General features: G+C 61.7%; 13 protein-coding genes. 5 read left to right on the top strand and 8 right to left on the bottom strand.

Features of this window, described 5'->3' with window-relative positions; genetic code table 11:
* The first annotated feature begins 199 nt into the window (after positions 1-199).
* Positions 200-637: an alternative ribosome rescue aminoacyl-tRNA hydrolase ArfB gene (gene arfB / locus L2D14_01950; GenBank protein ID WNK00200.1), complete on the top strand. Its 438-nt coding sequence runs from the start codon at positions 200-202 to the stop codon at positions 635-637.
* 8 nt (positions 638-645) lie between these two features.
* Here arfB and gshB read toward each other — a convergent pair whose 3' ends face one another.
* The 5 genes from gshB to rsmI form a co-directional block, all read right to left on the bottom strand.
* Positions 646-1,587 (bottom strand): glutathione synthase, encoded by a 942-nt coding sequence (gene gshB / locus L2D14_01945; GenBank protein ID WNK00199.1) that lies wholly within the window; start codon positions 1,585-1,587, stop codon positions 646-648.
* Between the two features lie 30 nt (positions 1,588-1,617).
* Positions 1,618-2,457 carry a tetratricopeptide repeat protein gene (locus tag L2D14_01940; protein WNK00198.1) on the bottom strand — a complete coding sequence of 280 codons (840 nt, stop codon included), beginning with the start codon at positions 2,455-2,457 and terminating at the stop codon, positions 1,618-1,620.
* Positions 2,454-3,074 (bottom strand): BON domain-containing protein, encoded by a 621-nt coding sequence (locus L2D14_01935; protein ID WNK00197.1) that lies wholly within the window; start codon positions 3,072-3,074, stop codon positions 2,454-2,456. The genes L2D14_01940 and L2D14_01935 overlap by 4 nt, the downstream gene beginning before the upstream one ends.
* A gap of 114 nt (positions 3,075-3,188) precedes the next feature.
* Positions 3,189-3,551, bottom strand: a complete 363-nt coding sequence (locus tag L2D14_01930; protein ID WNK00196.1) for a YraN family protein — start codon at positions 3,549-3,551, stop codon at positions 3,189-3,191.
* Positions 3,552-3,553: 2 nt separating this feature from the next.
* Positions 3,554-4,552 carry a 16S rRNA (cytidine(1402)-2'-O)-methyltransferase gene (rsmI, locus tag L2D14_01925; protein WNK00195.1) on the bottom strand — a complete coding sequence of 333 codons (999 nt, stop codon included), beginning with the start codon at positions 4,550-4,552 and terminating at the stop codon, positions 3,554-3,556.
* 68 nt (positions 4,553-4,620) lie between these two features.
* On the opposite strand from rsmI, the gene L2D14_01920 reads away from it, so the two are divergent.
* The gene (locus L2D14_01920) at positions 4,621-6,012 is read left to right on the top strand and encodes a penicillin-binding protein activator (GenBank protein ID WNK00194.1); all 1,392 of its coding nucleotides are present in this window, start codon (positions 4,621-4,623) and stop codon (positions 6,010-6,012) included.
* Here L2D14_01920 and hemW read toward each other — a convergent pair whose 3' ends face one another.
* Genes hemW through rph form a run of 3 tightly spaced genes read right to left on the bottom strand, consistent with a single transcriptional unit; the run spans position 6,013 to position 8,494 of the window.
* Positions 6,013-7,161 (bottom strand): radical SAM family heme chaperone HemW, encoded by a 1,149-nt coding sequence (hemW, locus tag L2D14_01915; protein ID WNK00193.1) that lies wholly within the window; start codon positions 7,159-7,161, stop codon positions 6,013-6,015.
* The gene (gene rdgB / locus L2D14_01910) at positions 7,162-7,773 is read right to left on the bottom strand and encodes an RdgB/HAM1 family non-canonical purine NTP pyrophosphatase (protein WNK01632.1); all 612 of its coding nucleotides are present in this window, start codon (positions 7,771-7,773) and stop codon (positions 7,162-7,164) included.
* 4 nt (positions 7,774-7,777) lie between these two features.
* A complete protein-coding gene (gene rph, locus L2D14_01905) occupies positions 7,778-8,494 on the bottom strand; it encodes a ribonuclease PH (protein WNK00192.1) in 717 nt (238 codons plus the stop codon).
* Between the two features lie 183 nt (positions 8,495-8,677).
* Here rph and hrcA point away from each other — a divergent pair, with 183 nt between their 5' ends.
* From hrcA to dnaK, 3 genes are all read left to right on the top strand, one after another.
* Positions 8,678-9,724: a heat-inducible transcriptional repressor HrcA gene (gene hrcA, locus L2D14_01900; protein ID WNK01631.1), complete on the top strand. Its 1,047-nt coding sequence runs from the start codon at positions 8,678-8,680 to the stop codon at positions 9,722-9,724.
* 25 nt (positions 9,725-9,749) lie between these two features.
* The gene (gene grpE / locus L2D14_01895) at positions 9,750-10,526 is read left to right on the top strand and encodes a nucleotide exchange factor GrpE (protein WNK00191.1); all 777 of its coding nucleotides are present in this window, start codon (positions 9,750-9,752) and stop codon (positions 10,524-10,526) included.
* A gap of 202 nt (positions 10,527-10,728) precedes the next feature.
* Positions 10,729-12,663, top strand: a complete 1,935-nt coding sequence (gene dnaK / locus L2D14_01890) for a molecular chaperone DnaK (GenBank protein WNK00190.1) — start codon at positions 10,729-10,731, stop codon at positions 12,661-12,663.
* Positions 12,664-12,667 lie beyond the last annotated feature (4 nt).

The following is a 12,667-nucleotide window of genomic DNA, read 5'->3' as shown; positions in this document are numbered from 1 at the left end:
TTGTTACGCGCGGCACCGGTCGGCATGGTCCACAAGACACAGCAGGAAATCGCCAACGATGTCGGGACGACCCGCGAAGTTGTGGAGGGCTTCAGGGCCGGTTTTCCGGACGCAATGCCGTGTCGAGCGGAGGCGGCTGGGTGCGCGCCGATGACGCATGGGCGCTTACACATATCGGTGATGGCGCGGATGCGTAAGTGTGTTACTGACATGCATGATTCAGGTCACGCCCGATATCGTCCTTGAAGACGCCGAGATCGAAGAGCGCTTTATCCGCTCGCCCGGTCCCGGTGGCCAGAAGGTCAATAAAACCGAAAGCGCGGTGCAGCTGCGTTTCGATGCCCGGCACTCGCCGGCGCTGAGCAATGCGCATTTTCTGCGCCTGAAAACCATGGCCGGGCGGCGCATGACGGTGGACGGCATCCTGGTGATCACGGCCCGGCAGTTCCGCACCCAGGAACTGAACCGCAAGGATGCACTGGACCGCCTGATTGCCCTGATCCGCGACACCGCATCGCCGCCGAAACGCCGCCGCCCGACGAAAACGCCGAAGGCGGAAAAGCGCAGGCGGCTGGAAAGCAAAAAGCATCAGGGCGCGATCAAGAAAGCACGCGGACGGGTGACGCGGGACGATTGATAAGCCGCTCAGAGCTTAGCTTCGATCGCATCCCAGATATCTGCTTCCAGGCAGGCATCGTCGAAGCGGTTGATTTCCTGCAGCCCGGTCGGAGAGGTGACGTTGATCTCGGTCATATAGCCGCCGATGACGTCGATGCCGACGAAAATCATGCCGCGGGATTTCAGCTCCGGGCCGATGGCGGCGCAGATGTCGCGCTCGCGATCCGTGATCTCGGTTTTCACCGCCTTGCCGCCGACGTGCATGTTGGAGCGCGCCTCGCCCTCCATCGGCACCCTGTTGGTGGCGCCTGCGATCTCGCCGTCGATCAGGATGATGCGTTTGTCGCCGGCGCGCACGTCTTTCAGATACGCCTGCGCGATAATCGGCTCGCGGTACAGCACCGTGAACATCTCCAGAAGCGAGTTCAGATTCTCGTCGCCGGGCTTGATGTGAAACACCCCGGCGCCGCCGTTGCCGTACAGCGGTTTGATGATGATGTCCTTGTGTTCTTCGCGGAACGCTAGAATCCGTTGGCGGTCGGAAGCGATCAGGGTCGGCGGCATGAATTCCGGAAAATGCGTAACGAACAGTTTTTCCGGTGCATTGCGGACTTCGCGCGGGTCGTTCACGACAAGAGTCTCGGGGTGCACATGCTCAAGCAGATGCGTCGCCGTGATATAGGCCATGTCGAACGGCGGGTCCTGGCGCATCAGCACGACGTCGACATCGTCCGCCAGATCGATGGTCCGGGTCTCCCCGAGAGAGAAATGATTACCGTGTTCGCGGCGCACCTGCATCGGTTCGGCTTCGGCAAGGATCCGCCCGTTCGACATCGCGAGCTTGCCCGGCACGTAATGCAGCAGGTTATAGCCGCGCTTTTGTGCCTCCAGGGCCATGACGAACGTACTGTCGCCGTTGATGTCGATTGAGCTCACATGATCCATCTGGATCGCGACGTTCAGTGTCATGGTGTTTTCCTAGAGTAATTCGGGTCCCGGTTATGTGAGGCGGGTACGCAGTTCCTGCAAGAGGATGGTTGTATTGTAGCGCGCCTGTTCCCCGGCACCGAGGCGCAGATATTCCTCGAGCGCATCGACGGCGGCCTGGATGCGGTCGAGACGGGCATTCAAAAGACCGCATTCGCGCCACAGCGTCGGCTCTTCCGGGGCGATATGCAGCGCCAGCTCAAGAAGGGCGGATGCCTCTTCCAGCCGCTTGGCGCGGAGCAGGACCGATTTGCGCCCGGCCAGCAGCCTGAGCAGGGCTTCGCGGTCGTCGAGAACTTTCAGACCGTTCGGCGTTAGTTCAGATTCATTGCCGTCGAAAGCCTTGAGCATGGCACGGATATCTGCAGGCTCCAGCGTCCGCCCGTCGCCCAGCGGGTCGGCGACCAGACGTTCGCCCAGCCCCTGCAGACGGATCAGCATGCGCCCCGGGATGCAGATGATCTCCGCTTCCCAGCCGAGCCGTCTTGCCGTTGTCGCATACAGGATCGCCAGGACGTCGCTTGAGCCGATGCGGCTGTCGATGACCCGGCTCAGATCGAAGCAGTCCTCGTCGGTGCCGTTCGTTTCACCGCCGCCATAGCCGTAATGCCGCGCCAGGACCTGCCGCAGCGCATCGATCATCACGGCAACCGGTACCGGGCCGTCATGGATACGGGCATAGTCGCCGACTTTCTGGCACAGCTTTGCCTGATGACGCTGATAGCGCGCCAGGGGCAGTCCCGGCCGGTCCAGCGCGCCGAACAAAAGCGCCGCGTCGGCGACGTCCATATTCTGCTCGGTTCCGCCTGCGAAGCGGATCAGTTGCTCGATGATATCGGTAGATGTATTCACGACGTCTTGGGTTCCTTGACCCGGACATGTGTGACGACGCGTTTGACGTATTTGATGTTACGCGCGTGATTGATGACTCGCTGCAGTTCGGCATCGTCCTGGGCGATTCCGATCAGGTAGATCACGGCGCCGACCGTCTCGATCGAATAGTTGATGGCGAGAATTTTCTCATCGAGGGTCATCTTGGTCTTCAGCTGAGTCGTGATCCAGGTGTCGTTGGCGATATCGCTGAGCGGATTTTCGCTGATTACGACTTCGTTGATCACATCCTTGACGTCTTCGATGCTCCACGAGATCCGGACGGCGGTGGCCCGCATGTCTTCCGTCGGCACGCGCCCGGTCAGGAGCACGCGGCCCTCGTAAACTTCGATCCCGATGTCGCTGAAAAGGTTGTTGTCGGTTTCCAGCAGCTTGGCGCGGATGCGCGTCGCCGTCGCGGTATCGGCGGCGACGCCCTTGATGCCGCGTTCCTGATAGGCGGCGACACCGGCTGTTGCGGCACCGCCGACAACCATGCCGACACAGCCTGAAAGCTGCAGTGCGGCAACAATGACGACGGCAGGTACGAGAACGCCCGGACGGCACTTGCCGACGGCGGTATAGAGATTTTGAAACATGAACAATGCCAACTTTCTGTCTTCCGATTCATCAAGGCTACGGATCGAATGCTACACCATTAACAATGCCGGCGGAAAGATCAGCGGACCTCCGGGCGAATATTTTCAAGGTGTTCAGGGCCGCCAGGCGTCGGTGATGTGCTTCGGTAAACGTCCCGGCAGCACGGCCACCACATCGAATCTGAGATCGCGTCCCTGCATGTCCGCATGCTGGGCCAGGAAATGCTCGGCGGCGCGGGCAATGCGTGTGCGCTGTTGCGGTCCGACCGCTTCCAGCGCGCCCAAAAGGGTATCGCGCGCCTTGACCTCGACAAAGGCGATGAGACTGCCACGTCCGGCGACGATATCGATTTCCCCCGCGGCAACGCGGTAACCGCGCGCCAGAATACGATATCCTTTCAGGCGCAGCAGTATCGCCGCCAGCGTTTCCGCCCCGTGGCCGCGCCGGTTGGCCCGCTGGCGTCGGCCCTTGCTCACGGCTAGTCTTCGGCCTTGATGGCGAGCGCGAGGTTGTAGAGATCGCGTCTGGACAGCCCGGTTTCGGCGGCAATCCGCGCCGATGCCTCACGCACACTTTCGGTTTCCAGCGCACCGCGCAACCGGGCATCGATGTCGTCCGCATCGGGCGCACCGGTGTCGAGGGGGCCGCCGACGACAAGCGTGACCTCGCCTTTCGGCGGTCCGGCGTCCGCATAGTGGCGCGCCAGTTCGTCGAGGGTGCCGGGCCGGACTTCTTCGAACATCTTGGTCATTTCCCTGAGTACGCGCGCCGGGCGCGGGCCCAGAATCTCGGACATGTCCGACAACGATGCGGCCAGGCGTTGCGGGGATTCCAGAAACACCAGTGTCGCATCGACAGCCGCAAAGGGGCCAAGCCAGGTGCGCCGCTTGCCCTGCTTCGGCGGTGGAAAGCCACAGTACATGAAGCGGTCGGTCGGCAGTCCGGCCAGCACCAGTGCATTGGTCACCGCTGACGGCCCCGGGACGGCATGAACGGGAATACCCGCTGCCCGGCACTCCTCGGCCAGGCGGTAACCGGGATCGTTGATCATCGGTGTCCCGGCATCCGAAACCAGCGCCACGATTTCGCCAGAATTCAGATGCTCCATAAGGTGCGGTCCGGCCTTGGCCGCATTATGCTCGTGATAGGAAATCAGCCTGCCGTGTTCGACGCCGTGCATGTGCAGGAGCTTTCCCGAGACGCGGGTGTCTTCACAGGCGATAACGTCGGCGTGGCGCAGCACATCGAGAGCGCGCAACGTTATATCTGCGGCATTGCCGATCGGCGTCGCCACGATATAAAGACCGCGTTCGAATTTTTGTTGCGGTTTACTCGCTTCGGGCAAGCGGCTACCGTCACCGGTATTGCGCCCGGCATCGACTGAACGAGAGACAGATGTTGCGACTTCCCCTTTCCCGGCTTTCGTTTTTACCTTCCGGTGTGGTTTCTGGCCACGCTTTTTGTCTGCTGGTGCCATGTCTCGCCCTTCTGCTTCTTGCTGCATGCCAGCAAACCGCAAACCAGGACGGCGGGCAAGGAAAGCCGATGGTCGCTGGCCCGTCCCCGTCGCAGACTCTCGGCGGGGCGTTGCCCAGATCGCAGCAACTGCCGCCGGTGTCCGGCCCCCGGGTGCCGCCCGGCCCCAATCTGCCGCAGGTGCCGTCGAGCGCGCCCCGTGCGCGTGCCGGCGAGCCGCTGCCGTCCCTTGCCGAACTGCTGAACCGCCCTGCGAACCCGAACGTACCGCAACAGATCATGACCTCGACGGTTCCGGCGGCGAACGTCGATTCCGTCCGGGTCGCCCTGCTGGTGCCGCTGACGGGGCCTGCCGCAAAGCTCGGCCAGGCAATGCTGAACGCCGCGCAACTGGCGCTTTTCCAGTTCGCTGACGATCGTTTCGAATTGCTGCCGCATGATACCGGCGGCAATGTCGACGGCGCGCTGGTTGCCGCGCAACTGGCGATCGGCGATGGCGCACAGCTGATTATCGGACCGTTGCTGTCGGCCTCGGTACAGGCGGTCGGGCCGATTGCCCGGGCCGCAAACGTGCCTGTGGTCGGCTTTTCCAGTGACCGCAATGCCGCCGGTGACGGCGTGTATGTCATGGGATTTTTGCCGTCGGCGCAGACGGAACGTGTGCTCGGTTACGCCATATCGCGGGGCCTGACCCGGTTTGGGCTTTTAGCGCCGGACAATGCCTACGGGGCGGCGGTGCTGCAGGCGATGCAGCAGGTGACGATCCGTTACGGCGTCGAAATCACCCGCGCCCGGCTGTACGACCCGAACGCCGAGGATTACACCGCCGTGGTTCGCGAGATTTCCGACTTCGATATGCGCAAGCGCGAGCTTGAGCGGCAAATCGCCGAACTGAAACAGCTGGATGACGAAATCTCCAAAAAGACGCTGGAACGGCTGGAACAGCTGCAGACGGCGGGCGATCTGCCGTTCGATTCGCTGCTCGTGGCGGATGGCGGCAAGCGATTGCAGCAGATAGCCGCCCTGTTGCCGTTCTTCGATGTCGATCCGGCGGTGGTGCAGATTCTCGGCACGGGACAGTGGGATGTGCCGGGCCTCGGCAACGAACCGGCGCTGGTGGGCGGCTGGTATGCCGCCCCGGACCCGAGCGCGCGGGCTGAGTTCGTCAAGGAATACATGTCCACCTACGGCGAACAGCCGCCGCGCCTCGCCACCCTTGCCTATGATGTGACGGCACTCGCCGCGGTGCTCGGTCATGGCAACAATCAGGATGGCAGGAATGGGCCGAACTTTACCGCTCAGGCACTCGCCTCGCCGAATGGATACTGGGGCCGGGACGGCATTTTCCGCCTGATGCCGAGCGGCATTACCGAGCGCGGCCTCGCGGTTCTGGAAATAACCCGGAAATCGAGCAAGGTCATCGACCCCGCGCCCGAGAGTTTTCAGCCACAGATCAACTGATCAGTTTAGCAGTGCTGCCAGCACCGCGTTCAGGCGCTGACGGCCGTCGGGTGTGGCGCGAAGCGTGGTGTCCGTCCATTCGATCAGGCCGCCACCCTGCAGCCGGTCTTTTGCCGCGGCGTCGAGAACTGCTTCTGTCCGCACACCCGATATTGACAAAACCCTTTCAATATCAACACCTTCAACAAGTCTGAGGCCCATCATGACAAGTTCCCGCGCGCGGTCCCGGGGGCTCAACGGGCGGCGTTTCGCGGTGCCGTGGCCGTTCTCGGTGGCCAGCTTAAGCCACCGCATCGGGTTATGGATCTGGTGCGTGCCGAAGAACGCGCCTGCGATCTTCAACCGGCCATGGGCGCCGGGACCGATCCCCAGATAATCGCCGCCGCGCCAGCACGTCAGATTGTGACGGCTTTCCTGCCCTGGGCGCGCATGGTTGGATATTTCATACGCCGGCATGCCGGCAGCGCCGAGCGTTTCCTGCGTTGCCTCGAACATGTCGGCGCATATGTCTTCGTCTGGGGGTGAGACGCCTTTCTTGAAAAAGGCGGTGCCGCTCTCGATAGTCAGCTGATACAGCGACAGGTGACCGGCCCCGAGCACCAGTGCCTGTTCAAGCTCCCGATGCCAGTCATCCGGCGTCTGTCCGGGCCGCGCATAGATCAGATCGAACGTTACCCGCTGAAAAACCGACATTGCGTCTTCCAAGGTCCGCAGTGCATCGGTTGCGGCGTGGTCGCGGCCCAGAAACGCCAGCGCCGCGTCATCGAAGGACTGAACGCCGACCGACAGCCGGTTGACGCCGGCGGCCTTGAAATCCCGCAGCCGCGCCCGCTCGGACGAGGTCGGGTTGGTTTCCAGCGAGATTTCCATATCGTCGGCAACGGACCAGTGGTCCCTGACGGCATCGATCAGCGCGGCAGCGGTTTTGGGGGCCATCAGCGATGGTGTGCCGCCGCCGAAATAAAGGCTGGTGACGGTGCGTCCTTCAAGCTCGGTAGCGTAATGGGCAAGCTCCGACAACAGCGCTTCGCGCCACGCCGCTTCGTCGATTTCCGTCGCGGCATGAACGTTGAAATCGCAATACGGACAGATCTGCCGGCAAAACGGCCAGTGTACGTAAACGCCGAAGCCGGGGGGTTGCGCGCGCACCTATTTCGTGTCGCCGAAGCAGGCCCGGACCAGTTTGGCGAACGCATCGGCGCGGTGCGACAGGGCGTGTTTTCGGGCCGGTTCCATTTCCGCGAACGTGATGTCTTCGCCGTCCGCGGTAAAGATCGGATCGTAGCCGAAGCCCTTGTCGCCCCGGGGCGGCCAGGTGATTTCGCCGCGGACGGTGCCTTCGAAAACGTCCGCGTGCCCGTCCGGCCATGCCAGTGCCAGGGCGCAGACGAATTTGGCGGAACGGTCTTCGGATCCCCTCAGCAGTTCCTCGACTTTTTCCATGGCCGCACCGAAGTCCTTGCCCGCGCCGGCCCAGCGCGCCGAATAAATGCCGGGCGCACCGTCGAGGGCATTGACCGCCAGACCGGAATCGTCGGCAAGTGCCGGCAGTTTCGCCGCGTCCGCTGCCGCGTGCGCCTTCAATAGCGCATTGTCGATAAAGGTTGTGCCGGTTTCTTCCGGCTCCGCCAATCCGAGATCACCGGCAGATACCACCTCGACCCCGTAGGGTGAAAGAAGCTCGGCGATTTCGCGGACCTTGCCCACGTTGTGGCTGGCGATGACCAGTTTCGGCTGATCGAAGCGGCGCGCCACGTTCAGGCCCTTAAAGGCCGAGCGCGGCGTTCTGCGCCTGCGTCAGTTCCTGCACACCTTTTTTCGCAAGGTTCATCAGTTCCATGAAGGTTGCTTCGGAAAACGGATCGGCCTCGGCGGTGCCCTGAATTTCGACAATGCCGCCACGCCCGGTCAGCACGAAGTTGGCATCGGCTTCGGCGTTGGAATCCTCGTCATAATCGAGATCGAGTACGGATTTGCCCTCGAACACGCCGCACGATATGGCCGCGACACTGTCGATCAGCGGAATATCCGTGAGGATGCCGAGGTTCTGGCATGTCTGAAAGGCGCGGTACAACGCCACGTAAGCGCCGGTGATGCTGGCTGTGCGCGTGCCGCCGTCGGCCTGGATGACGTCGCAATCGAGCTTGATCTGCAGCTCGCCCATGGCTTTCAGATCGGTAACCGCGCGCAGTGAGCGGCCGATCAGGCGCTGGATTTCCTGGGTCCGGCCGGACTGTTTGCCTCGTGCCGCCTCGCGGTTTGAGCGCGTGTGCGTTGAGCGTGGCAGCATGCCGTATTCCGCCGTCACCCAGCCTTTGCCGCTGTCGCGCATCCATGGCGGTACGCGTTGCTCGACGCTGGCGGTGCACAGCACGTGGGTGTCGCCGAACTTGGCAAAGCACGACCCTTCGGCATGCCGCGCGACGTCGGTTTCAAGGATCACGTCGCGCATCTGATCGAGTTGGCGGCCGGAAGGGCGCATATGAATTCTCCGCATGTGGTAAACGACGGCCAAGCTAACGGCTCGCCCCAGCGGCGTAAAGGCGGCAACTGCTTCTTGCCTTGATGGCGGCATTGAGAGGCTTGCATTGAGTTGACGGCAGGAAAGGCGGAAACTACATAACGCCGACTTTTGTACGTGAGCGGGAAGGTGCTGAAACAAAAGATGATTGCCGAACTGAACGAGCGCTCGCGGGAGATCTTCCGCCTGATCGTCGAGGCTTATTGCGACACCGGCGATCCGGTCGGCTCGCGCACGGTGTCCAGGCGCATGACGCAAAGCCTCTCGCCGGCGACGATCCGCAACGTCATGGCCGATCTGGAAGAGGCCGGGCTTTTGTTCTCGCCGCACACCTCGGCGGGCCGGCTGCCGACGGAAGCGGGCTTGCGTCTTTTCGTCGACGGTATCCTCGAGGTCGGCAATCTGTCCGACGATGAACGCAAGCGGATCGAGGCACAGTGCGCGGGCTCGTCACAGAACGTCGATCAGGTACTCGAGGAAGCGACCTCGACCCTGTCCGGCCTGACCGGCTTCGCCAGCCTTGTGTTCGCACCGAAAACCGACAGTCCGTTAAAGCATATCGAGTTTCTCAGCCTCAGTCCGGGGCGCGGGCTTGTCGTTCTGGTGACGGAAAACGGGGTCGTCGAAAACCGCATTATTTCCGTGCCGATGACGTTGCCGCCGTCGGCGCTGGTGCAGGCGACGAACTTCCTGAGTGCGCGGCTGGTCGGGCGCACGCTGCAGGAAGCACACGATGAAATCGTCGCCGAGCTGGAAAGCCATCACGCGCATCTGGACGAGCTGACCCAGAAAGTCGTCGAAAGCGGCCTTGCCACATGGTCCGGAAGCGGCGATCAATCTGGCGCGACGGGGACGTTGATCGTGCGCGGTCAGGCGAAGCTTTTGGAAGACGTGACGGCGCTGACGGACCTTGAGCGAATCCGCTCGCTGTTCGAGGCACTGGAGACAAAAAATGAAATGCTCAAGCTGCTGAGCCTTGCGGACGGTGCCGAAGGAGTCCAAATCTTCATTGGCGCGGACAACAAACTGTTCAATGTTGCCGGGTGCTCGATGATCGTCGGGCCTTACCGCAACGACGCCAGCCACATTGTCGGCGCGATCGGGGTGATCGGGCCGTCGAGAATGAATTATGCGCGGATTATTCCAATGGTTGATTATACGGCCCGGATGATCGGCCAAAGGTTTAGATAACGGACTCCGTTGAAGTGATAGGAAGATGATGCAAAGCGAAGACAACGCCGACAAGCAGGCCGAAGAAGAACAGAACGAAGCCGCTGCTGAAACCCCTGAAGCTAAGGGGGCAGACGCCGGCGAAGCGGGGCCGGACGAGGCCGCTGGCGAAGGCCGCACCGACGCCGCCGAGGATGAGGATTCGCCGGCTGCTGCCGAAGCCGAGGCGTTCGATCTGGAAGCGGAACTGGCGGATGCCAAGGATAAACTTTTGCGGGCCCTGGCCGAAGCCGAAAACGTGCGCCGCCGGGCATCGCGCGATGTGGAAAATGCGTCGAAGCGTTCGATTGCCGGGTTCGCCCGCGAAATGGTGGTTGTCGCCGATAACCTCAACCGCGCGCTTGGAGCCGTCGACAAGGACAAGCTTGAAGGCGGTGATACCGTCAAAAGCCTGCTCGAAGGCGTCGAAATGACGGCGCGTGAAATGCAGAACGCGTTTGCCAGAAACGGTATCAAGATCATCAATCCGCTGGGCGATCGCTTCGATCCGCAGCATCACGAGGCGATGTTCGAATACGAAGACCCCTCGAAGCCGGCCGGCTCGGTCGGCCAGGTCATGGAACTTGGCTACACGCTGCATGATCAGCCCCTGCGCCCGGCCAAGGTGGGCGTGACGAAGGGCGGCCCCAAGCCGGGTCCGGCTCCGACGCCCTCGCAGCAGACGCTGGATGAAGCGGCGAGCGAAAAACCGTCGTCATCGGGCGGCAGCGCCTATGAGGACGACAAAAAGCCGTCCGGCACGAACATCGACGAGGAATTGTAGGGAAAAGCCCCTAAAAATAATGTTGAGAAATCGTTGCAGGCCCGGATTTCCGGGCCTATATCCCTTTCAAATCCGTTCATCGCATGTGGCGGGAGTGGAAATTCTTGAAGGCCGGTTACCTGCAGTGACCGGTTTTTAACCGAGGGGTCGTTTCAGGCGCTTGCAAAGGCCGGAAGCGACCGCCGCAGAAAGTGAGGTTATTATGAGTAAGGTTATCGGTATCGACCTGGGCACGACCAACTCGTGTGTTGCCGTCATGGACGGCAAGGATGCCAAGGTTATTGAAAACTCGGAAGGTGCGCGGACCACGCCGTCGATGGTTGCATTCGCGGATTCCGGCGAGCGTCTGGTCGGTCAGCCGGCAAAACGCCAGGCCGTCACCAACCCGGAAAAGACCCTGTTCGCCATCAAGCGCCTGATCGGCCGCCGTTACGACGATCCGGTCACGGAAAAGGACAAGAAGGTCGTTCCCTATAACATCATTAAGGGCGACAACGGCGATGCATGGGTCAGCGTCGACGACGACAAGTATTCCCCCTCGCAGATTTCCGCGTTCATCCTGCAAAAGATGAAGGAAACGGCGGAGAGCTATCTCGGCGAGAAGGTTGAGCAGGCGGTAATCACGGTTCCGGCCTACTTCAACGATTCCCAGCGCCAGGCGACCAAGGATGCCGGCAAGATCGCCGGTCTTGAAGTGCTGCGCATCATCAACGAACCGACCGCGGCCGCATTGGCTTATGGCCTCGAGAAGAAAGAAGGCGGCACCATCGTCGTTTACGATCTGGGCGGCGGGACATTCGACGTCTCGATCCTCGAGATCGGCGATGGCGTGTTCGAAGTGAAGTCGACCAACGGCGATACGTTCCTGGGCGGCGAAGACTTCGACAACCGCATCGTCGATTATCTTGCCGACGAGTTCAAAAAGGAAAACACCATCGATCTGCGCAATGACCGTCTGGCGCTGCAGCGGCTCAAGGAAGCCGCCGAAAAGGCCAAGATCGAACTGTCATCGACGTCGCAGACCGAAGTGAACCTGCCGTTCATCACGGCCGATCAATCGGGTCCGAAGCACCTTAACATCAAGCTTTCCCGTGCCAAGCTGGAAACGCTGGTCGAGGATTTGATCGAACGTACCATCAGCCCGTGCAAGAACGCGCTCAAGGACGCCGGTATCAGCGCCGGCGAGATCGACGAAGTGATCCTGGTCGGTGGCATGACGCGGATGCCGAAAGTCATTGAAACGGTGAAGAACTTCTTCGGCCGCGAGCCGCACAAGGGCGTGAACCCGGACGAAGTCGTGGCACTGGGCGCCGCCATTCAGGGGGGTGTGCTCAAGGGCGACGTCAAGGACGTGCTGCTGCTCGACGTGACGCCGCTGTCACTCGGTATCGAAACGCTGGGTGGCGTGTTCACCCGTCTGATCGACCGCAACACGACGATCCCGACGCGCAAGAGCCAGACCTTCTCAACCGCCGAGGACAACCAGTCCGCAGTGACGATCCGCGTCTTCCAGGGCGAACGTGAAATGGCGGCGGACAACAAGATCCTCGGCCAGTTCGACCTGGTCGGTATCCCGCCGAGCCCGCGCGGCATGCCGCAGATCGAAGTCACCTTCGACATCGACGCCAACGGCATCGTCAACGTCAGCGCTAAGGACAAGGCAACCGGCAAGGAACAGCAGATTCGCATCCAGGCCTCGGGCGGTCTGTCCGACGACGACATCGAAAAGATGGTTCAGGAAGCGGAACAGAATGCCGACGCCGACAAGAAGCGCCGCGAACTTGTCGATGCCCGTAACAACGCCGACAGCATGGCGCACGCCGCCGAAAAAAGCCTTGGCGAATACGGCGACAAGATAGACGACGCCGACAAAACGGCCATCGAAACGGCCATTGCCGAAGTGCGCGAGGTCATGGAAGGCGACGATCTCGAGGCCATTACCGCCAAAACGGAAGCGCTCAGCCAGGCATCCATGAAACTCGGCGAGGCCATGTACAAGGAGCAGCAGGCTGAAGCCGAAGCCGCCGGCGGGGACGCCGGAAGTGCGGAAGGCGATGCCTCCAAGCCCGATGACGAAACCGTCGTCGACGCCGACTTCGAAGAAGTCGATCCGGATCAAGACAAGAAAAGCGGCTAACCGC

The sequence above is a fragment of the Thalassospiraceae bacterium LMO-JJ14 genome (genome assembly GCA_021555105.2).
Taxonomy (GTDB): Bacteria; Pseudomonadota; Alphaproteobacteria; order Rhodospirillales; family Casp-alpha2; genus UBA4479.
This window is presented reverse-complemented; position numbering and strand designations above follow the sequence as displayed.

What these genes read in the sequence shown, in the direction of transcription:
- gshB (WNK00199.1), bottom strand. Translation starts at nt 1,587, where the DNA reads ATGACACTGAACGTCGCGATCCAGATGGATCATGTGAGCTCAATCGAC.
- L2D14_01935 (WNK00197.1), bottom strand. Translation starts at nt 3,074, where the DNA reads ATGTTTCAAAATCTCTATACCGCCGTCGGCAAGTGCCGTCCGGGCGTT.
- rsmI (WNK00195.1), bottom strand. Translation starts at nt 4,552, where the DNA reads ATGGCACCAGCAGACAAAAAGCGTGGCCAGAAACCACACCGGAAGGTA.
- L2D14_01920 (WNK00194.1), top strand. Translation starts at nt 4,621, where the DNA reads ATGGTCGCTGGCCCGTCCCCGTCGCAGACTCTCGGCGGGGCGTTGCCC.
- rph (WNK00192.1), bottom strand. Translation starts at nt 8,494, where the DNA reads ATGCGCCCTTCCGGCCGCCAACTCGATCAGATGCGCGACGTGATCCTT.
- hrcA (WNK01631.1), top strand. Translation starts at nt 8,678, where the DNA reads ATGATTGCCGAACTGAACGAGCGCTCGCGGGAGATCTTCCGCCTGATC.
- grpE (WNK00191.1), top strand. Translation starts at nt 9,750, where the DNA reads ATGATGCAAAGCGAAGACAACGCCGACAAGCAGGCCGAAGAAGAACAG.
- dnaK (WNK00190.1), top strand. Translation starts at nt 10,729, where the DNA reads ATGAGTAAGGTTATCGGTATCGACCTGGGCACGACCAACTCGTGTGTT.